The following is a 22,024-nucleotide window of genomic DNA, read 5'->3' on the forward strand; positions in this document are numbered from 1 at the left end:
AGCAGGGCACCTCAGTGCGCTTCATCCCAATTCGACCCGACCCCCACCTCGGCCAACAGCGGCACCTTCAGCGCCGCCACGCCGGCCATCAGCTTCGGCACCTCGGTCTTGACCCAGTCCAGCTCTGCTGAAGGCACCTCGAACACCAGTTCGTCGTGCACCTGCATGATGATGCGGCTGGCCTTGCCCTTTTCGTCCAGCACCTTCTGCACCGCGATCATCGCCAGCTTGATCAGGTCGGCGGCCGTGCCCTGCATCGGCGCGTTGATGGCCTGGCGCTCGGCGCCGGCCTTGCGCGGGCCATTGCCGCCCTTGATCTCGGGCAGATAGATGCGGCGGCCGAACAGGGTCTGCACATAGCCCAGCTCGCGGGCCGAATCGCGCGTAGCGTCCATGTACTGCTTCACGCCGGCGAAGCGGGTGAAGTAGCGGTCGATATAGTCCTTGGCCGCTTTCGTCTCGATGCCCAGGCTGCTCGCCAGGCCAAAGGCGCCCATGCCGTAGATCAGGCCGAAGTTGATGGTCTTGGCATAGCGGCGCTGCTCGCTCGTGACCTCGGCCACCGGCACGCCGAACACCTCGCTGGCCGTGGCCTTGTGCACGTCGATGCCTTCGCCGAAGGCGCGCAAGAGGCCCGGGTCCTCGCTGATATGGGCCATGATGCGCAGCTCGATCTGCGAATAGTCGGCGCTGACCAGCACATGGCCCGGCGGCGCGACAAAGGCCTCGCGCACGCGCCGGCCCTCGGCGGTGCGGATCGGGATGTTCTGCAGATTCGGATCGTTGCTGGACAGGCGGCCGGTCACCGCCACCGCCTGCGCGTAATTGGTGTGGACCCGGCCGGTGCTCGCATTGATCTGCAGCGGCAGCTTGTCGGTGTAGGTGCTCTTCAGCTTGGCCAGGCCGCGGTACTCGAGGATCTTGGCCGGCAGCGGGTAGTCGGCCGACAGCTTCTCCAGCACCTCCTCGTCGGTCGAGGCCGCGCCGGTGGCGGTCTTCTTGACGACCGGCAGGCCCAGCTTGTTGAACAGGATTTCGCCGATCTGCTTGGGCGAGCCCATATTGAAAGGCTGGCCGGCGATGTTGTAAGCCTCCTGCTCGATCGCGACCAGGCGCTGCGCCAGCTCATGGCTTTGCGCCTGCAAGCGAGCCGCATCGATCAGCACGCCGGTGCGCTCGATGCGACCCAGCAAGGCGCTGCTGGGCATCTCAATGCGCTCGTAGACGAAACGCAGGCCGGCATCGGCCTGCAGCTCGGGCCACAGCCGCTCGTGCACCTGCAAGCACATCTCCGAGTCCTCGCTGGAGTATTCGGCGGCCTTGGCCACGTCGACCTGCGCGAACGGGATCTGGTGCGCGCCTTTGCCGCACAGATCCTCGTAGCTCAGGCCGCTGCGGCCCAGATAGCGCTCGCCCAGGGCGCCCAGGCCATGGGTCTTGTGGGCCTCCAGCACATAGCTCTGCAGCATGGTGTCGTGCTGCACGCCGCGCAAGGCGATGCCGTGGTTGGCGAACACATGGGTGTCGTACTTCAGGTTCTGGCCCACTTTGGCGGCGGCCTCGTCCTCCAGCCAGGGCTTGAGCCTGGCCAGCACCTCGTCCAGCGGCAGTTGCTCGGGCGCGTCCGGGCCGGCATGGCGCAGCGGGATATAGGCCGCCTCGCCGGGCTTGACGCTGAAGGAGATGCCGACGATGCGGGCCAGCAGCGGCTCCAGCGAATCGGTCTCGGTGTCCAGCGCAGCCAGCGGCGCGACCTGCAGCCGCGCCAGCCAGGCGTCCAGTTGCTCCCAACTGAGTATGGTTTCGTAGTGGCGGTCGGACGCGGCGGCCGAACTCGGCGCGGGCGCGTCGGCGAACAGGTCGCCGCTGGCCGTGGCCGGCTTGGCCTTGGCAGCCGGCGCCGCCGTCTCGCCCGTCAGCTCCTTCAGCCAGGTCTTGAAGCCGTTGCGAGTGTAGAAATCCTGCAGGCCGGCCTTGTCGACCTCCTTCAGCGCCAGCGCATCCAGCGCCGGCCACTGCGGCACATGGCCGGCCAGATCGCAGTCCAGCTTGACCGTCACCAGCTTGCGCCCCATCGGCAGCCAGTCCAGCGCCTTGCGCAGGTTCTCGCCGGCCACGCCCTTGATCTTGTCGGCATTGGCGATCACACCGTCCAGCGAGCCGTACTCGGCGATCCACTTGGCCGCCGTCTTCGGGCCGACCTTGTCGACGCCGGGCACATTGTCCACCGCATCGCCCATCAGGGTCAGGTAGTCGATGATGCGATCCGGAGGAACGCCGAACTTGGCCTGCACGCCGGCCACGTCCAGGGTTTCATTGCTCATCGTGTTGATCAGGGTCACGTCTTGCGTGACCAGCTGGGCCAGGTCCTTATCGCCGGTCGAGACGATGACGCTGTGGCCCGACTCGGCCGCGACACGCGCCAGCGTGCCGATCGCGTCGTCCGCCTCGATGCCCGGCACTTCCAGAATGGGCCAGCCCAGCAGCCTGACCACCTCGTGGATGGGCGCGATCTGCTCGCGCAAGGCGTCGGGCATCGGTGAGCGCTGGGCCTTGTACTCGGGATACCACTCATCGCGGAAGGTCGGGCCCTTGGCGTCGAACACGCAGACCGCATGCTCGGCGCCGATCTGCTCGCGCAGCTTCTTCATCATCGCCACCATGCCGTGGACGGCGCCGGTGGGCACGCCCTCGGGCCCGCGCAGATCGGGCATCGCATGGTAGGCGCGGTACAAATAGCTGGAGCCGTCGACCAGCAGCAGAATGGGTTTGCTCATGGGCAGCGATTGTCGTTCAAGCCACAAGAGCGGGCCGCCTTAGAATGGCAGCATGCACCGAATCCCCGCCCTCCTCGCCCTGCTGCTGGCCGCCGGCGCCCCGCTCGCTCATGCTGCGGACGCGCCCGATGCGCGCGTCCAGCAGATCGTCGTGGAGGACGACCATACCCGTGTCGAGGAACTGCGCGTGCGCGGCCAGGCCCAAAAGGTCACGGTCCAGAACAAGAACAGCAGGCTGCCGGCCTATGAGATCGTCACCGGCGACGGCAGCCGCGACCTCTCCGCCGGCGCCAACACCTCCCGTGGCGCCGCCGGCCAGCGCGTCTGGCGCCTGCTGGATTTCTGACCACCGCGCCCGCGCCAGCGGCGCGGCCGGCCACCTCTTCCGACATGGCAGTTTTTACCGAAGTCACGCACGAGCAGGCCCAGGCCCTCGTTGATCGTCTGAGCCTGGGCCAGGTCCAGGCCCTGCGCGGCATCACCGCCGGCATCGAGAACACCAACTACTTTCTCAGCACCGACCGCGGCGAGTTCGTGCTGACGGTGTTCGAGCGCCTGTCCTTCGAGCAGCTGCCCTTCTATCTGCAGCTGATGAAGCACCTGGCCACCCATGGCCTGGCCGTACCCGATCCGCAGGCCGATGGCGGCGGCGCCATCCTGCACGAGATCGGCGGCAAGCCGGTGGCCGTGGTGAACCGCCTGCGCGGCGGCCATCAGCTGGCACCCGACGTCTTCCATTGCGAGCAGGTCGGCGCGGCGCTGGCCCGCATGCATCTGGCCGGCCAGGACTTCCCGCTGCACCAGCCGAATCTGCGCGGCCTGCCCTGGTGGGCCGAGACCGTGCCGGTGGTGCTGCCGCATCTGATGCCGGCTCAGGCCGAGCTGATACAGGCCGAGTTGAGCTACCAGCAGCAGCTCGCCGCCTCGCAAAGCTATGGCGAGTTGCCGCGCGGCCCCATCCATGCCGACCTGTTCCGCGACAACGTGATGTTCGAGGGCCTGCCCGGCCGCGAGCGGCTGACCGGCTTCTTCGACTTCTATTTCGCCGGCGTCGATGCCTGGCTGTTCGACCTGGCGGTCTGCATCAACGACTGGTGCATCGATCTGGCCAGCGGCCGTCTCGATGAGCTGCGCGCCCAGGCCTTTGTCGACGCCTACGAATCGGTGCGGCCGCTCAGCGGCACCGAGCACCGCCTGCTGCCGGCGCTGCTGCGCGCGGCGGCCCTGCGTTTCTGGATCTCGCGGCTGTGGGACTTCCATCTGCCGCGCGACGCCGCCCTGCTCAAACCCCATGACCCCGGTCATTTCGAGCGCGTGCTGCGCGAGCGCATCGCCGCGCCCTGGCACGCGATCAAGGCCTAGAAAAAATGTCCATGCTTTTGCATTTGCAAACCGTACCGGCCCGCAACGGCCTGCTGTGGGTGCGCCACGGCTTCAAGGTGTTCCAGCGCAAGCCGCTGGCCATCAGCGGCCTGTTTGCGATGTTTCTGTTCGCGGGCTTTGCCTTGCTGCTGCTGCCGGTGCTGGGCTCGATGCTGCTGCTGATGGCGCTGCCACTGCTGAGCCTGGGCTTCATGCTGGCCACCCATCTGGTGCTGCAGAACCAGACCCCCACCGCCGCAGTCTTCATCGCGCCGCTAAAACTGACACCGCAGCGCCGCAACACCCAGCTGGCGCTGTGCGGCGCCTATGCGCTGGCCACCGTGCTGATCATGCTGCTCAGCAACTGGGTGGACGGTGGCGCCTTTGAGGCCTTGCAGCAGTTGCTGGCCAAGCCCGAAGCCAACGATCCTGCCTATGAGAAGGCCGTCGAGGCCGCGCTGGCCGAGCCGAGCCTGATGTGGGGCATGATGACGCGGCTGGGCCTGGCGGCCCTGCTCTCGGTGCCTTTCTGGCATGCGCCGGCCCTGGTGCACTGGGGCGGCCAGGGCGCGCTGCAGGCACTGTTCTCCAGCACCCTGGGCATCTGGCGCAACAAGGCCGCCTTCGCGCTGAACGCGCTGGTCTGGGCCGGCCTGGTCGTCGGCCTGGCCCTGCTGGTCAGCCTGGTCGTCAGCCTCCTGGGCCTGGGCCAGCTGCTGCCGATGCTGGCCCTGCCGCTGGGCCTGTTCCTGTCCAGCGTGTTCTACGCCTCGCTGTACTTCACCTTCGTCGACTGCTTCATGTTCGGCGCACCACGCGAGCTGCCGGGCGAGAAGGCCTGACCGAGCCTCGTCAGGCCGCCAGGCGGCTGCCCATCAGGCGCCGGTACCACTGGTGGAAGTGCCGCATGCCGTCCTCCAGCGGCGACTGATAGGGGCCGGTTTCCGAGACCCCGCGCGCCAGCAGCGCCCGCCGCCCGGCGTCCATGCGCTCGCCGATCTCGTCGTCCTCGCGGGCCGTCTCCATATAGGCGGCGCGATGCGCCTGGACAAACTCGGGCTCGAAGGCGGCGATCTCCTCGGGATAGTAGAACTCCACCACATTGAGCGTGTCCTGCGGACCTTGGGGATACAGCGTCGACAGCACCAGCACATGGGGGTAGAGCTCGATCATATGGGTCGGGAAATAGGTCACCCAGATCGCGCCGAAGTCCGGCGCACTGCCGCCTCGATAGCCGAGCAGGCGCTCGTGCCAGTCGCGGTAGATCTCCGACCCTGGCACGCCCAGCGCCTGGTGCACACCGACCCGCTGCATGCTGTACCAGTCGGCGAACTCCCACTGCAGATCGGTGCAGCTGACGAAGCCGCCCAGGCCCGGGTGGAAGGGCGCGACATGGTAGTCCTCCAGATAGACCTCGATGAAGGTCTTCCAGTTGTAGCGGCAGGCATGGACCTCGACATGGGCCAGCACGTAGTCGGAGAAGTCGAACTCGGGCCGCGCGAACAGCGCCGCCATGTCCTGGGCCGGCTCGCGCAGACCCTCGAACAGCAGGCCATGGCAATGGCGCAGCGGGAAACGCTGCAGGTTCTTGCAGGGCTTGGGGTCGAACTGCGGCGCGCCCAGCAGCGCGCCGCGTTCGTCATAGGTCCAGCGATGCAGCGGGCAGACGATGTGGCCGCCCGAGGCGCCCAGATTCCCGCTGCCATGCGCCGGGCCCGCCACGTCTGCGGCGCTGCCGCCCAGCATCAGGGCCTGGCGATGCCGGCAGACATTGGACAGCAGCTCGACGCCCTGACCATGGCGCAGCAGCACACGGCCACCACTCTCCTGTGCCAGGCGACGCCAGTCGCCGATTTCTGGCACCGCCTTCTCGTGCCCGATATAGCGGGCCGACTGGCCGAAGATCAGCTCCTGCTCGCGCGCGAACAGCGCGGCATCGAAGTAGGCGTTGACAGGGAGTTGAGGGCCGCTGACCCGCTGCAAGTTCGCCAGACGGGCGACAACATTGTTCATCGGATTCTCCAGGCATGGGCCGCGCGCCGGCGCGTGCCGGCGCTGGTGTTGCGCGACAGAAATGCGCCCGGTCTAGGCGGGTTCGGCCTGCAGGCGGCCTATGCGCGCGTCGAGCGAGAGCTTGGGGCAGGTGCTGCAGTACTCGCCGTCGCGGCGGCGGAAGTAGTGGCAGCAGACCTTGCGATCCAGCGCCAGCGAGGCGGTGCCGTCGCGCGCGCGGTAGGCGAAGAAGCCGCAGCCGCCGGCAATGCCCAGCTGGGCCAGCCACTGCGCGCCCAGCGCTTCGAGATCGGCCAGCGCCGGCCGGGCGCGTTGAAGGCATAGCAAGGCGCCCAGCACGCATTCCGCCTGCAGACGCTCGGCCGCGCGCGCATGCAGGCTCACCGATGCCGCCAGCGCGGCACGGGTGGCCTGGCAGAGCGCGCGCAGCTCCTCGGCAGCCAGGCCGATGCGCTGAGCCAGCGTGGGCGCGGCTCGCGGCGTATGCGGCGGCAGCAGCAACGCGTTCGGAAAGCCTCGAGCTACCGGCTGGGCCAGGCCGGCCAAGCATGGCACGGCGCCGCCCAGGTGCGCGGCGACCACGCTCAGATAGACAGGCTGCCAGATCGCCAGCCCCCAGCAGCGCAGTGCCAGGTAGTGCGGGCCGGCCTCGGGATAGGCCAGCGCCCAGTGGCGGCACAGGGCTTCGAAGGACTCAGCGTCCTCGAGGCGCAGCGCCCCGGCGGGCGCGAGCTCACCCTGGGCAGCACGCAAGCCCGGCACCAGCTGCTCCGCCAGATCCAGCAAGCGGCCGAGCTCGGGATTGCTCACACCAGACTTTCCGCCACGACCGGTGCCGCGGCCGCCGCTGCACGACGGAACGGAGCGATCGGATTGCGCAGATGGCCGGCCATCTTGAGGCTGGAGGCCGGATCGGCCAGATTCACCATCTGCACGTTGTTACCCAGCTGCAGGCGATTCAGGCAGGAATGCAGGAACTCCGGCATGAACATGTCGTAGCGCGCGAACTGGGCGGCCAGCTGGGGCTGCGAGTCCTGGTAGTCGGACACGCAATCGGCCACCGCGCGCCAGAAGTCGTCCTCCTCGCAGCAGCCGTACTCGATCAGCAACTGGTTGACATGGCGCAGCACGCCGTCGAACACATCGATGAAGATGCCGAGCAGCTTGAAGTCATCCGGCACCTCGACCGCCAGGCGTTCGACGCGCTCGGGCAGGCTGGCCTTGACCGAGATGTCGAGAATGGCGCACTCCTCGGCGATGTCCTTCATGATGGCGCGCACCGGCACATGGCCGTCCAGCACCAGTATCAGGTTCTCGCCGTGCGGCATGAAGCTCAGCTCATACCTGTAGAAGCAATGCAGCAGCGGCGTCAGATAGGCGCGCAGATAGCGGCGCAGCCAGGTCGCCGTATCCAGGCCCGAGCGCTCGATCAGCAGCGGCAGCAAGGCCTGCCCCTCCTTGTCGACATGCAGCAGCGCGGCCATCGTCATCAAACGCTCACCGGGCTGCAGCAAGGGCAGCGGGCTCTCTCGCCAGAGCGCCGAGAACATCTTCTTGTAGGGCGTGTCCGCCGGGATCGCGGCCTCGTAGTAGAAGTTGCGAAAACCGATCGACGCAACCTCGCGCAGCAGGGTGAAGCCGTTGGCGCGCAGCACCGGGTCGTCGTCGACCAACTGCTTCAGGTATTCGTTGATGGCCGGTGTGCCCGACATGTAGTACGGCGACAACCCGCGCATAAAGCCCATGTTCAGAATGGACAGCGAGGTCTTCACATAGCGCTTGCTGCGGTCCGAGGCATTGAAGAAGGTGCGGATCGACTGCTGGGCCGTGTAGCGGTCGGCGCTGTAGTCCAGGCAGACGATCTTGCGCTGCGCCACATAGCCGGCAAAGGCGATCGACAGCTTGTTGAACCATTGCCAGGGGTGGGCCGGCATGAACCAGTAGTCCTGCGGTGCCAGGCCCAGCTCGCGCAGCTGGCGACGGAAGCCCTCGACCGTCGCCTCACCCAGCTCCTCGGCCAGCAGCTGCTCGTAGCTGAGCGAGGCAATGCTGGCGAAGGCCGCATGACTTTTGTGCACCGCCAGCCAGATCACGCGGATCGCCGCGCCGGCCTCGGGCGCATAGGCGCGGTAGTCGATCGCATTGAAACCCAGCCGGCCGTTGTTGGCGACGAAGCCGGGATGGCCTTCGATCATCGCCGCCTCGATCAGCTGGAAGTCCTCGGTCTCGGCCAGCACAGCACTGTCGGGGGCATCGGCCTTGCTGCGCTTGTAAGCGCTGCCGAACAAGGTGCTGCTGATCTCGTCCAGATAGATCGGCAGCAGCTCCTCGCGGATACCCAGGCGCTGGCGGCACTCGATGATGAACTGCAGCGCATCGAGCGGCTGCTCGACGCCGTCGACCAGCCGATGGATCGAAACCGGATCGATATACCAATGGCGCAGCGCCAGGCGCCGGGCCAGGAACTGGTAGCTGACGCTGCCGTCGTCGGACCGTACGCGGTAGGTCGCGAACAGGCGCGGTTGCGCCTGCAGCGGCTCCAGCGGCTCGGGTTCGATGATCAGCTCATGCGCATATTCGGCCAACGCCTTGCGCAGCAGCAATCGATTGGCCTGGGCCCAGACCTCCGGCGTCAGATGGGCGGCAACCGCGGCGGGTCGCTCGCTGAGAGTGGCAATGTCGAGATTCATGGGTGGACTTGCTCCTGGATGGTGGCCGTGGCCTGTTCAAAATCCCGCCTGGTGCAGAAGGCGAGGCTGGCGATCTTTTCGGTGAAGACCACATCGCGCTCGTAGACGAAGCCGGCCGAGCGGTTCAGCGCGTGGATCTTGTGGTTGCCGGCATCGGGTTCGACGACGATGCGCCGCGCGCCCAGGTGCACGAACATGAAGCGCATCAGCGCATGGAAGGCGGCGCGCGAGAAGCCGGCAATGCGCTGCTGCGCGGGCGGGCCGACGAAGATGTGCATGCCCAGGTCGCCCGGCTGCACCGGATAGAACTCGCGGATGCGGTCGTGCGCCGGGTCGTAGCATTCGGCCAGAAAGGCCGGCAGCCCGTGATGCCGGACCAGGTAGGCGCTGGCATGGCCCGAGTCCATCAGCGCCCGGTAGATACGCTCTACCTCGTCCGCGTTCTTGTCCTGCATCAGCCAGAACGCGGCCCGCGGCTCGGTGAACCAGCGGTGCAGCAGCGCGATGTCCTCGGGCAGACGCAGCAGCTCGAAGACGAAGCCGTCGGCATCGCGATAGGGCCGCCGGACCGCGTCGGCGCGGCGGTGCTGGGTATCAGCCGGCATGGGCGGGCACCTCCGCGCCGGGGCTGGCACTGGGCACGCGCAGGATGCAGCGGTCCAGCAGCGCGGTCAGCACGAAACCGCCTGCCGCCAGCATGAACGGCAGGGCCAGGCCGTACCGCTCGACGATGGCACCGGCCGCGAACGAGGACAACAGCACGCCCAGGTTCTGGAAGAAATTGGTGATGCTGTAGTCCTGCGCATAGCGCTGCGGCGTCGACAGGCGGAACAGGTTCACCTCCAGCTTGACGATGATCTGGAACAGCGACCAGCCGTACAGCACCCGCCCCAGCACGATCAACAACGGCTCCGGTGCGGCCTGCAACAGCAGGCCGGTGGCGCCCAGCAGCAGATTGCCCAGCGTGTGATCGGGTTGCTTGCCGCCGCGCGCGCGGATGCGGGCCTGCAGCCACAGCGCCAGCAGTGCGACGGCACCGGGAATCGCGAAGGCCGCGCCCGACAGCAGCTCGCTGGGATTGCCGCTGGCGCGCTGCCAGTACAGCGCGAAGAACGGGCGTATCAGGTAGGCACTGAAGTCGAACATCAGCATCACCAGGGCCAGCCGCAGGACGGGCAGGCGGGCGCGCCAGTCCCAGCGCGGCTGCGCCGTGGGCGGCGCCGCTGCGTCGGCGCTGCCGTTGACCGGCACGATCTTGCCGCTGCGTATCAGGTGGATGCAGACCGCCATCTGGAAGAAGTCGCCGGCCGCCATCGCATAGATGCCCGCGCGTGGCCCCCAGCTCTGCAGCACGAAGCCGCCGACCACAGCACCGAAGATGGCGCCGAAATGCACGATCACCGACAGCATACCTATCGTCGCCGCATGCTGGTCCTTGGGCGTCAGCCGCATCAGATAGGGGTACATCAGCAGATAGCTGCTCTTGCACATGAACATCAGCATCGACAGCAGCCAGAAACTGGGCACATCGGGCGCCCGGTCGCACAGCAGGCTGAAGCAGCCGGCCGCGCACTGCGTGTAGACCAGCAGGCGCAGCGGCTCGATGCGGCGCGCGACGCGCGCCCACAGCGGCAAGGTCGCCATCACCGCGACCGAGATCGCCGCCACATAGGCACCGGCATGGACCGGGTCGTCCAGCCCGTAGCGGGCGCTGAAGAACTGCGGGTAGAACGGAATCAGGATGGCATCGCTGATGACGGCCAACAGCGTCATCGTCAGAATGTGCAGGCGCAGGCTCATGGCGGGGTCCTGGCTTACAGCCGCACGAAATCGGCGCCGACCGGCACCGCGAAATCCTGGATCGCGACGCGTCGCTCGATCTTGTAATGCTCGACACCGGTCAGCTCGCGCAGGATGTAGGAATTGCGGTAGCAGCTCATGCCCAGGTCCTGGTTGGTCATGCCATGGGTGTGCTGGCCGGCGTTCTGCACAAAGATCTCGTTGCCGTTCAAGTCGGCGGCGTAGTTGCGCGCCAGGCGGTAGCGGCCCTGCTCGTCCCAGCGCAGGCGTGCGCGAATGCCGTCGACGAAGGGCGGGATGTTCTCGCGGTAGCCGGTCGCGAACACCAGGCCTTCGCAGCGATGCGCATAACGCGTCTCGCAGTCAAGCTGGCGGAACTCCAGCGCATAGCTGTCGCCGTCGCTATCGGTTTCGTAGCGGCAGCCCTGCAGCTCGCAGTTGGCGATCAGACGGCTGCGCAGCGGCAGGCCGCGTTTGCGCCGGTCGTCGAGCAGGTCGTAGATCTGGTTGATCAGGCTGGCGTTGACGCCCTTGTAGAGGCTGTCCTGGGTGCGCACGATGCGCTCCTTCTTGCGCTCATCGAGCTGGTAGAAGTAGTCGATGTAGTCGGGCGAGAACATCTCCAGGGTCAGCTTGGTGGTCTCCATCTGGAAGAAGCGCGGCGAGCGCGTGATCCAGGTCAGCCGGTACTCGTGCGCATCGGCCTCCTTCAGCAAATCGTGATAGACCTCGGCCGCACTCTGGCCGCTGCCGACGATGGTGATCGAGCGCTTGCGCTGCAGCCAGGCTTTGTGGGCGATGTAGTCGGCGCTGTGCAGCCAGCGGTGCTCGCGCGGTTCGCAGAATGCCGGCAGCAAGGGCTTGGAGCCGACACCCAGCACCAGCTTGCGAGCCCGCAGCACAAAAGGTTCGCGCCGCTCGCCCCGCACGCCGGTGATCACATAGCAGCCGGCCTGGCTGTCATAGACCAGTTCCTGAACCTCATGACCGAAGCGCACCTTGCTCAGCCGTGCCGCGGCCCAGCGGCAGTAGTCGTTGTACTCGGCCCGCGTCAGGTAAAAGTTCTCGCGGAAGTAGTAGGCATAGAGCTTGCCCTCCTCCTTGCAATAGTTCAGAAAGCTGAACGGGCTCTTCGGGTCCGCCAGGCTGACCAGGTCAGCCAGAAAGGGGTTCTGCAAGGTGCAGCTGTCGATCAACATGCCGGGGTGCCAGCTGAACTCGGTATTGCGCTCCAGGAACAGGCCGTCGAGCTCGGCGATGGGCTCCGCCAGACAGGCCAGGCTCAGGTTGAAGGGCCCGAGCCCGATCGCGACGAAGGCATGGACATTGGTGTTCTTCATGGCACTCCCACTCCCGCTTACCAGAAACTGCTGCCGGTGCCCTACCAGCGATAGGCCAGCGTCGCGACCAGGCTGCGCGCATCGCCCCAGTAGCAATAGGCCTGGCCGTAGCAGGACGCCACATAGCTTTTGTCGAACAGGTTGTTGGCGGCCAGGCGCAGGCTGCTGCCCTTCAGCGCCGGGCTGAGCTGCTGCAGGTCAACGCGCAGCATCAGATCGACCAGGGTGTAGGGCCGGGCCTTGAAGCTGTTGTCGTCGTCGCCCCAGCTGCTGCCGACATGGCGCAGGCCCGCGCCCAGCGCATAGCCGGGCGCGAAGCGCCAGTCGGCCCAGGCCGAGGCCATATGGCGCGGTGCCTGGTAAGGCGTGTTGCCGGTGTGGCCCGAGGCCGACTTCACATAGCTCATGTCGGTGAAGGTGTAGCTGGCCTGCAGCGACAGCTGGGCGCTCAGTGCGGCGCGCGCCTCCAGCTCCAGGCCGCGCGAGCGCACCTTGCCGGCCGGCACGTCGTAGTACTTGCCGACCGGCCGCGTTGCCACCTTGTCCTGGTTCAGCTCGTAGACCGCCGCCGACAGCAGCGTGGCTGAGTTCGCCGGCTGGTAGCGCAGGCCCAGCTCGGTCTGACGCGACTCGGCCGGCGGCAGGATCTGGCCGGCCTCGTCATTGCGCACGCCCGGGTTGAAGCCGTCCGAATAGCTGATGTACGGGGCCAGGCCGTTGTCGAACAGATAGACGGCGCCGGCCCGCTTGGTGAATTTGGAGCCCCGCCATTGCGCCGGACTGCCGGTGCCCATCAGGTTAGCGGCGCTGGCGCGGTCGTGGCGCCCGCCCAGGGTCAGGCGCCAGGCGCCCAGCGCCATCTGGTCCTGCAGGTAGACGCCGGTCTGCTCCAGCCGTCGATCGATGTCCGCGCCGCCCAGATCGCTGAGGCCCGGGTTGCCATAGCTGGGCGTGAAGACATTGATCGGTGTGGCATTGCCCCAGGACCAGCGGCCGTCGACGCGGCGCTTCTGGTAGTCCAGCCCGGCCACCACGGTGTGCTTGACCCGGCCGGTCTCGAGCTGCCCTTCGAGCTGGTTGTCGACCGTGTGGCCGCGGGTCGACTCGTCGGCGCCGGAGTAGTAGCGGGTCAGCGTGTCGGGGCCGGCCCAGCCATAGCCATAGACCTGGCGCAGGGTCGTGTCGGCCGTCACATGGCGCAGATGCTGGCGGAACTTCCATTGCGGGTTGAAGTGATGCTCCAGCTGGTAACCGAGGAAGCGCTGGGTGCGGCGGTACTGCTCGACGCTGGGATCGCCATCGAAAAAATGGCGCGAGATGCGCCGGCCGTTGTGTTCCGTCGTCAGGCTGGCATCGACCGGCACGCCGCTGTGATAGCTGCCCTGCGGGTCATGCTGGAAATAGGCCTGCAGCAGCAGCACCGTGTCCTTCGAGAGGTTGAGGGCCAGCGAGGGCGCGATGGCCTGGCGCTGCTCCTTGACATGCTGGAACTGCGAATCCAGGCCGCGCGCCAGCCCCATCAGGCGGTAGGCGGCCACGCCCTGCGCGTCGACCGGCCCTGTCAGATTGAAACCGGCCTCCACGCGGCCGCGGTTGCCCAGCGTCAGCTCCAGCTCACGCTGGGGCTGGAACTGCGGCGTCATGCTGGTCAGCGCGACGACCCCGCCCGGCGAGGCTCGGCCGTAGAGCACCGAGGCCGGGCCGCGCACGACGTCGATGCGCTCCAGGAAGAAGGGGTCGACCTGCATCGAGGTGTAGCTGCCCTGATCGCTGAGCAGGCGCAGCCCATCGAGCAGGGTGCTGTCGACGCTGCTGTCCTTGAAGCCGCGCAGCGCCACATAGTCGTAGCGGTTCGATGCGCCGACCAGGCCGGTGAAGGTGCCGGGGGTGTAGTTCAGCGCCTCGGGGACGGCACGAGGCCTCTGGTCCTCAAGCTGCTGCCTGGCGACGACCGAGATCGATTGCGGCATCTCCAGCAACAGCGTGTCGGTCTTGCTGCCCGCAGCACTGCGTTTGATGAGAGGGTCGCCCTCGCCTCCCGCAGCGGCCGCCCGCTCGGCCCGCGCACGCACGAGCGGCAAGGCCGGCGAACCCGCCGCCCTGACGATGACCGCCCGGCCATCGATGACGGCGCTCAGCCCGCTGCCGGCCAGCAAGCGATCCAGCGCCTGCTGCGGTGTCAGCCGCCCGGACAGGGCCGGCGCCGATTTGCCCGTCACCAACTCGGCCTGCACCATCAACTCCAGTCCGGCCTGCCGGGCCAGCTCGTTGAGCGCGCTCGCCAGCGGCTGGGCCGCCATGTGAATCTGGGCCGTGCCGGGCGCCTCGCCGACCGGCTGGGCATGCACCCCGGCGATGGCCAGCAGCAGGGCCAGCGAGGCGGAAGGGAGTGGGAGTCGTCGAAGGAGTGTCGTTGTCATGAGATTGAATAAGAATTCTTCTCATGTAGACGCAGCAAGCGCCCGGCACCCCAGGTCGATCCGAAACTTTCTTTTCTCAGCGCGCGACGATCTCGATGACGCCGCCCTGCTCGCGCAGGCGCACCGGCAGCACCTGGGGCAGGATGCGGCCGAAGTTGTCGAAGCGCCGCAGATCGAAGCTGCCGCTGACGCGCAGCGCCGCAACGGCCGGGTCGCGCAGCGCCCAGGGCACCGGGCCGTAGCGCTCGAACTCGGCCAGCACGGCGGACAGCGGCATGTCGACAACGCTCAGCCGGTGCTCGCGCCAGGGCGCGATGCCGGCCGCAGCGACGACGCTGACCGGCCCGAGCCGGCCGGTGGCATCGCTGGCTATCTGCTGACCGGCCCTCAGCTCCAGCGTCGGTCCCTGCCGCGCGCTCAGTTGCACGCGCCCCTCCTCGACCGCGACGCTCGCGCCGCCATGGCCCGGCAGGCCCGGTGTGTGGCGCACCGCGAAGCGGGTACCGACCACGGTGATGCGCAGCGGTCCGGCCTGCACCTCGAACGGCCGCGCCGCATTGCCCTTGACCTCGAAAACCGTCTGCCCCTCGCGCAGGCGGACCTCGCGGCGCGAGCGGTACAGGGTCACCTCGGCGCGCGAGGCACTGTCCAGGCGCAGCTGGCTGCCGTCGGGCAGGCTGACCTCGAGCTGCTGGCCGCGCGCGGTGGCGAACTGCTGAGCAAACACCGGCGCCTGCCACCAGGCCCAGCCCAGACCGCTGACGGCCATCAGCAGGCCGGCCAGCAAGGCGCCCGCCCACCGGCGCTCGTGCCAGTGCTCGCGCCTGCACACGCCGCGCTCGCTGGCCAGTTGTCGGCGCAGGCGCTGCACCCCGGCGCTTGGCAAGGCGTCAAGCGAGCGCCAGTCGCCCTGCCAGCGCGCCAGCGCCGCCGCATGGGCGGCATCGGCCGCCAGCCAGGCCTGCAAGGCGGCCCGCTCGGCCGCGTCCAGCGGCGTGCCGCCGGCGCTGCGCACGAACCAGTGCAGGGCGAGGCGCTCGATCTCGGCCAGCGGCGGATCGGCTGGCAAGGAAGCTGGCAGCTCGGTTCTCATGGCGTGCTTTTTTTCTTCGGCGGCGGCACCTTGGCCCGCAAGTCCTGACCCTCGCGGCAGCGCCGGCAGGCCTGCAGGGCCAGCGCAATATGCTGCTCCACCATCTTGCGCGAGATGCCCATGCGCTGCGCCACCTCGGCATGAGGCAGGCCGTCGAACTTGTGCAGCACAAAGGCCTCGCGGCAGCGCAGCGGCAGGTTTTCGATGGTGGCCAGCAAGGCCTCGACCGCCTGGCCCGAGGCCAGCACCGTCTCGGGCTCGCAGGCCGTCGGCGCGGCGAACTCCCTCATCGGCTCGTCGGCCTCGTCCACGGCCTGCCCTGTGCTGCTCAACTCGGCGCGCACCGCGCCGCGCCGGTGCTGGTCAATCTGCAGATTGCGCGCCGTGCGGTAGAGCAAGGCACGCGGCTCGGGCACCGGCTGGCCGGACTGCTGGAGGGCCAGCACCCGGGCATAGCTTTCCTGCACCAGATCGGCGGCGGCCTCGCGGTCGCGCAAGGCACGGGTGCAGAAATTCAGCAGTTCTTGGTAGTAGCGCTCGAACACGGCTCGACCATGGATTGACGGAGGCCCTGGCAGACGGGCGTCAAGGTATGGCGGCGGCGAACCCGATGCAATTAACAATAATTCTCATTATTAACCAAGCGAGCGACAGAAATAAGAAAGCCCTCGGGTCCCGACCCGAGGGCTTGTTTCATTTCAATCGATGTCTGCCGCTCAGCTGCCGATCACCCCGCCGTCGTTCTTGGTGATCACGATGGTGGCCGAGCGCGGGCGGGCATTCGGACCGCCAGCGCCGTAGCCGGCATTGCCGGGCCAGTGGCTCAGGTACTTGCTCGGGTCAGTCACCGTGGCCGATGTGATGGTCTCGCCCGGGTGCTGGATGTTGACGAACAAGGCCTTGCCATCGGGCGTCTCGGCGCAGCCGGTGATCTCGCAGTCGACGGGGCCGACCAGGAAGCGCTTCAGCGTATCGGCCGTCGGTGCCTTGCCGATATAGGTGTCGACGCTCTTGCCGGTGTAGGCCAGGGTCTTCTTGGCGCCGTCGCCGACGCTGCCGGGGATGCCGGCCAGCATCATGCAGTTGCTCTTGTCGGTGAAGGCGCCGTCGTCGGTCTGGATCCAGCACAGGCCGGTGGCGCGGCTGAACCACAGGCCGTCGGGGCTGGACATGTCCTGGTCTTCGGTCAGCGAGGACAGATTGACCAGGCCCTTGTCGGCGCCGGCCTCGGCACCGAACAAATAGACGTCCCACTTGAAGGTGGTGGCGGTCGCGTCGCCGGCGACCTCAGCGACACGGATGATGTGGCCGTTGACATTGCCGCTCTGCTTGGTGCTTGCGCCCTTGGTGTCGTCATAGGCGCGCGGGTTGGCGGCATCGGTCGTCGCGACGGTGCGGTTGCTGTTGTTGGTCAGCGTGAAGTAGACCTCGCCGGTGACCGGGTGGCTGGCGCACCACTCGGGGCGGTCCATCTTGGTCGCGCCCACCGCGTCGGCGGCCAGGCGGGCATTGACCACCACGTCAGCCTGGTCGGCGAAGGCGTAGTTGGTCGCGGCCTTGATCACGGCGTTGCCGATCGCCAGCTCGATCCACGTGCCCGTACCGTCGGCGTTGAACTTGGCGACGTAGAGCTTGCCGGCGTCCAGGTACTTGTCGCCGGTGGCGATGCGGTCGGCCGGGTTGGCATCGGCGGCGGCCCAGTTGGCGGCCGACACCCATTTGTAGATGTACTCGCCGCGCGAGTCGTCACCCATATAGACGGCCAGGGGCTTGCCCTCGACCAGCTTGCTGAAGGCAGCGCTCTCGTGCGCGAAGCGGCCCAGGCTGGTGCGCTTCTTGATGGCGCTGGTCTTGCTGTAGGGATCGATCTCGACCAGATAGCCGAAGGTGTTCAGCTCGTTGCGGTAGTCGTCGCTGCCGTCGGCGGAGGCACCCTTCTTCGAGATATCCCAGCGCGCGTACTTGTCGTCGGCGCCGCCGGTCTCCCAGCCATGGCGGCTCGCGGCGCCCTGGTTGCGGCCATAGCGCTTCAGCGAGGCGACGCTCTTGTCATTGCCGCGCGCTGCATCGTCCGCTGTGCCACGGGTGAAGTAGCCGGCCCAGTTCTCTTCGCCGGTCAGCGTCGTGCCCCAGGGGGTGGAGCCGGTGCCGCAGTTGTTCAAGGTGCCGCGTGCGGTCTTGCCGTCGGTCGAGTACTTGGTCTTCATCAGGCCCGAACCGGCGCCCAGGCCGGACAGCGTGACCGGGGTCAGCGGCGTGATGCGGCGGTTGAAGGCCGAGTCCTTCACATAGGCGAAGGCGGCGCCGCTCTTCCTGACCTCGACGACCGAGACGCCATGCAGCGGCACTTCGCGGTCGACCTCGGCGGCCGGGCGCGGTAACGTGTTGGTGCCGCCGTTGATATGCACAAAAGCCGAGGCGCGCTCGCTGCCGCTGTGGCTGGTCGCCTCATGGTTCATCACCAGCAGGCCGCGGGCCGAAGCCTTGGCATCGGGCTTGCCGTCGGCGGACAGGCCGTAGTACTCCATGCCGTCGTGGTGGTCGCCGGCGCGGTTCTCGAAGTCGGCATCGCTGCCGTCGTTCTTGTAGGCGGTGGCGGTGGCGGTCAGCGGATCGCCCAGCGCATAGATGATGCTGGCGCTGTAGCCGGCGGGCACAACCACCTGGTCGGCCAGGCTCTTGGCCACGGCGGTGAAGCCCAGCTTCTCCAGCGGCTTCAGCGGCGCTGGTTCATCATCGTCGCCGCCGCCACAGGCCGACAGCGTGATGCCGCCGAACACCGCCGTTGCCGCGCTGCCGATGGCGCCGCGCAGGATGGAGCGGCGCGCCAGGCGTGCCTGCAGCACGCTCTGGAAGCTCTCGTTGGCGCTGTTGTTGTGGTCGATCTCGTCGGGGTCGACGTAGCGGGTGTCTTGGGACATGGGGGACTGCCTCTGGTGCTTGCTTGAAGCCGCGCAGTCTGATCATGGCCGGTGAAAATTCCGTGACATATCAAAGACTCGACTGTGACAGCACGACGCGGCGCAGGCCCCGATCCGGACTTGGCCGGCAAAGGCGGGGCTCAGACCAAGCAGCGCGCGTGCGCCCAGCGCCCAGCCCTCAGTCGATCGGCGTCAGCTTGGCCACGCTCAAGGCCAGCCACTTCATGCCATGCCGCCCGAAGTTGACCTGGGCGCGCGCATCCTGGCCGCTGCCCTCCAGGGTCACCAGCACACCCTCGCCGAACTTGGTGTGGAACACGCCCTTGCCGACCTTCAGGCCGCCGTGTTCCTTGTCTTCCTTCTTCTGCATCGAAGGGGGTACCGGTGGTTGGGCCCAGGCGGCCTTCTCGTGGTTGACACGACCGGCGCCGACCATGGACTTGAGTCCCGAGCCGCGCGACCAGGCGTCCTGGTACTCCTTCGCAAAGCCCGAACCGAAGCCCTGGTTGCGCGGCGTCAGCCATTTCAGCGCGGCCTCGGGCAGCTCGTCGAAGAAGCGGCTCTTGACGTTGTAGCGGGTCTGGCCGTGCAGCATGCGGGTCTGGCTGAAGCACAGGTACAGGCGCTGGCGCGCCCGCGTGATCGCCACATACATCAGGCGCCGCTCCTCCTCCAGGCCGTCGCTGTCGGACAGCGAGTTCTCGTGCGGGAACAGCCCCTCTTCCAGCCCGGTGATGAAGACCGCATCGAACTCCAGGCCCTTGGCCGAGTGCACGGTCATCAGTTGCACCGCGTCCTGGCCGGCCTGGGCCTGGTTGTCGCCGGCTTCCAGCGAGGCATGGGTCAGGAAGGCCGCCAGCGGCGACATGATTTCGCCGGTCTCGGCATCGGGCGTGAAATTGGCCGGGGCCACCGCTGCGGGCAGGCCTTGCGCAATCGCTCCGGGCGCCAGTTCGTCCACGGGCAGCGCCACCGCATCCTTGCCAAAGCCCTCCTGCGTCACGAAGGCCTCGGCCGCGTTGATCAGTTCGCCCAGATTCTCGAGCCGCTCGGCGCCGTCCTTGTCGTTGCGATAGAACTCGTTCAGACCGGAAACTTCCAGGATCTGCTCGATGATCTCGCGCAGGGTCAGGCCTTGCGTCAGATTGCGGGTCGAGTCGATCAGCGCGGTGAAGCCCTGCAGATTGCTGCCGGCCTTGCCGGCCACCGCGTTGACGCTCTGGTAGAGGCTGCGGCCCGAGGCGCGCGCCGCGTCCTGCAGGAGCTCGATCGCCCGCGCACCGATGCCGCGCGTCGGAAAGTTGACGACGCGCAGAAAGCTGGTGTCGTCGTTCGGGTTCTCCAGCAGGCGCAGATAGCTCAGCGCATGCTTGACCTCGGCCCGCTCGAAGAATCGCAGACCGCCGTAGACGCGGTACGGGATGCCGGCATTGAACAGCGCCGACTCGATCACCCGCGACTGCGCATTGCTGCGGTAGAGCACGGCGATTTCCTTGCGCTCAATGCCGCTGCGATGCATGGCCTGGGCCTCCTCGATCAGCCACTGCGCCTCGGCGAAATCGCTGGCCGCCTCGTAGACCCGCACCGGCTCGCCGGGGCCTGCGTCCGTACGCAAATCCTTGCCCAGGCGCTTGGTGTTGCGGCTGATCAGCTCATTGGCCGAATCGAGGATGTTGCCGAAGCTGCGGTAGTTCTGCTCCAGCTTGATCACGCGCTTGACCCGGTACTCACGCTCGAAGTCGGCCATATTGCCGACCCGCGCGCCACGGAAGGCATAGATGCTCTGGTCATCATCGCCGACCGCCAGCACGCTCTGGCCCCGCCCCGGCGGCGCAAACATCTTCAGCCAGGCGTACTGCAGCTTGTTGGTGTCCTGGAACTCGTCGACCAGGATGTGCTGGAAACGGCGCTGGTAGTGCTCGCGCACCGCCTGGTTGTCGCGCATCAGCTCATAGGAGCGCAGCATCAGCTCGGCGAAGTCGACCACGCCCTCGCGCGCGCACTGGTCCTCGAAGGCCTGGTAGATCAGGACCTGGGTCTTCATCTGCTCGTCGTAGGCTTCGATGTCCTTGGGTCGTAGCCCGTCCTCCTTGGCGCCGGCGATGAACCAGCTGACCTGCTTGGGCACGTAGCGCTCCTCGTCCAGCTTCATCGCCTTGATCACGCGCTTGATCGCCGACACCGTGTCGCTGGAATCGAGAATCTGGAAGCCCTGCGGCAGGCCGGCCAGTTTCCAGTGCGCGCGCAGGAAACGGTTGCACAGGCCGTGGAAGGTGCCTATCCACATGCCGCGCACATTGACCGGCAGCATCGCCGACAAGCGCGTCTGCATTTCCTTCGAGGCCTTGTTGGTGAAGGTCACCGCCATCACGCCGCCGGGCGAGACCTGGCCGGTCTGCATCAGCCAGGCGATGCGGGTGGTCAGCACCCGGGTCTTGCCCGAACCGGCGCCGGCCAGTATCAGGGCCGGCTCGGCCGGCGCGGTGACGGCCGCGTACTGCTCGGGGTTGAGGTTCTTCAACAGTCCGCCGGCCGCCTCGGGCGGCGGCGCGAACAACTCGTCTTGGGGGTGCTGACTCATCGCGGCATTCTAGTTGGCCGGCCAGATGCTTGCCAAAAGCAAGCATCTGGCCGAAGATAGCCGCCATGGATGCAACAAGCCTGATCGAGCCCGCCGGCGCCGTACGCGCCTTCAACCGCTTCTACACCCGCCGCATCGGCGTGCTGGACGAGGGCCTGGCCCATAGCGAGTTCTCGCTGACCGAGGCTCGCGTGCTGTGGGAGCTGGCGCATCAGCCCCAGCTCAGCGCCGTCGAGCTGAGTCGCGAGCTGCGCCTGGACGGCGGTTATCTGAGCCGGCTGCTGCGCGGCCTGCGCGAGCGTGGTCTGGTCAAGGCCCGCGCCAACCCCGCCGATGCGCGTCAGAGCCTGCTGAGCCTGACGGCGGCCGGCCGGCGCGCTTTCGCGCCCTTGGACCAGGGCTCGCAGGCGCAGACGGCCGAGATGCTGGGCAAACTCAACAGCGCCCAGCAGGCGCGGCTGCTGCGGGCCATGGGCGAGGTGCAGCAACTACTGGAGGGCGGTCCCACCGCAAGCCCCCGGCTGCGTGCGCTGGTGCCCGGCGATCTGGGTTGGGTGGTATCGCGCCACGGCGCCCTCTATGCGCAGGAATTCGGCTGGGATCTGAGCTTCGAGGCCATGGTGGCTCGCATCGCCGCGCAATTTGTCGAGCAATGGCAGCCGCAGCGCGAGCGCGGCTGGATTGCCGAGCGCGAGGGCGGCGAGGGCCAGCGCCTGGGCTGCGTCTTCCTGGTCCAGGCCCGCGACGAGCAGGGTGCCGAGCGGCCCGGCGTGGCCCAGCTGCGCCTGCTGCTGGTCGAGCCCGAGGCGCGCGGCCTGGGCCTGGGCAAGCAGTTGGCGCAGGCCTGCACGGCCTTTGCTCGCGAAGCCGGCTACCGGCGCATCACGCTGTGGACCAATCAGCGGCTCAGCGCCGCGCGCGGCATCTACCAGGCCGAGGGCTACCGGCTGACGCACAGCGAAACCCATCACAGCTTCGGGCATGATCAGGTCGGAGAGACCTGGGAGCTGGATCTGGAATGACGAGC

At 67.5% G+C, this 22,024-nt stretch carries 16 protein-coding genes; 4 read left to right on the forward strand and 12 right to left on the reverse strand.

Going from position 1 to position 22,024, the window contains the following annotated elements; all coding sequences use genetic code 11:
- Positions 1–11: 11 nt before the first annotated feature.
- Positions 12–2,777 (reverse strand): DNA polymerase I, encoded by a 2,766-nt coding sequence (gene polA, locus O5M90_RS08040; protein ID WP_269840596.1) that lies wholly within the window; start codon positions 2,775–2,777, stop codon positions 12–14.
- A gap of 52 nt (positions 2,778–2,829) precedes the next feature.
- Between polA and O5M90_RS08045 the strand changes: the two genes are divergently transcribed.
- The 3 genes from O5M90_RS08045 to O5M90_RS08055 are packed head-to-tail and all read left to right on the forward strand — an operon-like array spanning position 2,830 to position 4,981.
- On the forward strand, positions 2,830–3,123 hold the full coding sequence (locus O5M90_RS08045; RefSeq protein ID WP_137941697.1) for a hypothetical protein: 294 nt from the start codon (positions 2,830–2,832) through the stop codon (positions 3,121–3,123).
- Positions 3,124–3,167: 44 nt separating this feature from the next.
- Positions 3,168–4,139 (forward strand): homoserine kinase, encoded by a 972-nt coding sequence (locus O5M90_RS08050; protein WP_269840597.1) that lies wholly within the window; start codon positions 3,168–3,170, stop codon positions 4,137–4,139.
- Between the two features lie 5 nt (positions 4,140–4,144).
- Entirely contained in the window at positions 4,145–4,981 is an 837-nt protein-coding gene (locus O5M90_RS08055) for a BPSS1780 family membrane protein (protein ID WP_137941695.1), read from the forward strand.
- 10 nt (positions 4,982–4,991) lie between these two features.
- Here O5M90_RS08055 and O5M90_RS08060 read toward each other — a convergent pair whose 3' ends face one another.
- The 11 genes from O5M90_RS08060 to O5M90_RS08110 all read right to left on the reverse strand — a co-directional run bounded on the left by O5M90_RS08060 (position 4,992) and on the right by O5M90_RS08110 (position 20,997).
- Complete coding sequence (locus tag O5M90_RS08060) at positions 4,992–6,152, reverse strand: aromatic ring-hydroxylating oxygenase subunit alpha (RefSeq protein WP_137941694.1); 1,161 nt, start codon at positions 6,150–6,152, stop codon at positions 4,992–4,994.
- A gap of 72 nt (positions 6,153–6,224) precedes the next feature.
- Complete coding sequence (locus O5M90_RS08065; RefSeq protein ID WP_269840598.1) at positions 6,225–6,962, reverse strand: siderophore ferric iron reductase; 738 nt, start codon at positions 6,960–6,962, stop codon at positions 6,225–6,227.
- Positions 6,959–8,842, reverse strand: a complete 1,884-nt coding sequence (locus tag O5M90_RS08070; RefSeq protein WP_269840599.1) for an IucA/IucC family protein — start codon at positions 8,840–8,842, stop codon at positions 6,959–6,961. The genes O5M90_RS08065 and O5M90_RS08070 overlap by 4 nt, the downstream gene beginning before the upstream one ends.
- Positions 8,839–9,447, reverse strand: coding sequence for a GNAT family N-acetyltransferase (locus O5M90_RS08075; protein ID WP_269840600.1), 609 nt, complete (start codon positions 9,445–9,447; stop codon positions 8,839–8,841). Before O5M90_RS08075 ends, O5M90_RS08070 begins: the two co-directional genes overlap by 4 nt.
- Positions 9,437–10,642 carry an MFS transporter gene (locus O5M90_RS08080; protein WP_269840601.1) on the reverse strand — a complete coding sequence of 402 codons (1,206 nt, stop codon included), beginning with the start codon at positions 10,640–10,642 and terminating at the stop codon, positions 9,437–9,439. Before O5M90_RS08080 ends, O5M90_RS08075 begins: the two co-directional genes overlap by 11 nt.
- Before the next feature lie 14 nt (positions 10,643–10,656).
- The gene (locus O5M90_RS08085; RefSeq protein ID WP_269840602.1) at positions 10,657–11,982 is read right to left on the reverse strand and encodes a lysine N(6)-hydroxylase/L-ornithine N(5)-oxygenase family protein; all 1,326 of its coding nucleotides are present in this window, start codon (positions 11,980–11,982) and stop codon (positions 10,657–10,659) included.
- 41 nt (positions 11,983–12,023) lie between these two features.
- Entirely contained in the window at positions 12,024–14,402 is a 2,379-nt protein-coding gene (locus O5M90_RS08090) for a TonB-dependent siderophore receptor (RefSeq protein WP_269840603.1), read from the reverse strand.
- 76 nt (positions 14,403–14,478) lie between these two features.
- A complete protein-coding gene (locus O5M90_RS08095; protein WP_269840604.1) occupies positions 14,479–15,495 on the reverse strand; it encodes a FecR family protein in 1,017 nt (338 codons plus the stop codon).
- Positions 15,492–16,040, reverse strand: a complete 549-nt coding sequence (locus O5M90_RS08100; RefSeq protein WP_440401934.1) for a sigma-70 family RNA polymerase sigma factor — start codon at positions 16,038–16,040, stop codon at positions 15,492–15,494. Before O5M90_RS08100 ends, O5M90_RS08095 begins: the two co-directional genes overlap by 4 nt.
- Positions 16,041–16,211: 171 nt before the next feature.
- The gene (locus O5M90_RS08105) at positions 16,212–18,416 is read right to left on the reverse strand and encodes a PhoX family protein (RefSeq protein ID WP_269840605.1); all 2,205 of its coding nucleotides are present in this window, start codon (positions 18,414–18,416) and stop codon (positions 16,212–16,214) included.
- Between the two features lie 178 nt (positions 18,417–18,594).
- The gene (locus tag O5M90_RS08110) at positions 18,595–20,997 is read right to left on the reverse strand and encodes a UvrD-helicase domain-containing protein (protein WP_269840606.1); all 2,403 of its coding nucleotides are present in this window, start codon (positions 20,995–20,997) and stop codon (positions 18,595–18,597) included.
- A 65-nt stretch (positions 20,998–21,062) separates the two neighbouring features.
- On the opposite strand from O5M90_RS08110, the gene O5M90_RS08115 reads away from it, so the two are divergent.
- Complete coding sequence (locus O5M90_RS08115; protein ID WP_269840607.1) at positions 21,063–22,019, forward strand: bifunctional helix-turn-helix transcriptional regulator/GNAT family N-acetyltransferase; 957 nt, start codon at positions 21,063–21,065, stop codon at positions 22,017–22,019.
- Positions 22,020–22,024 lie beyond the last annotated feature (5 nt).

The sequence above is a fragment of the Paucibacter sp. M5-1 genome, assembly GCF_027498415.2.
GTDB lineage: Bacteria > Pseudomonadota > Gammaproteobacteria > Burkholderiales > Burkholderiaceae_C > Roseateles_E.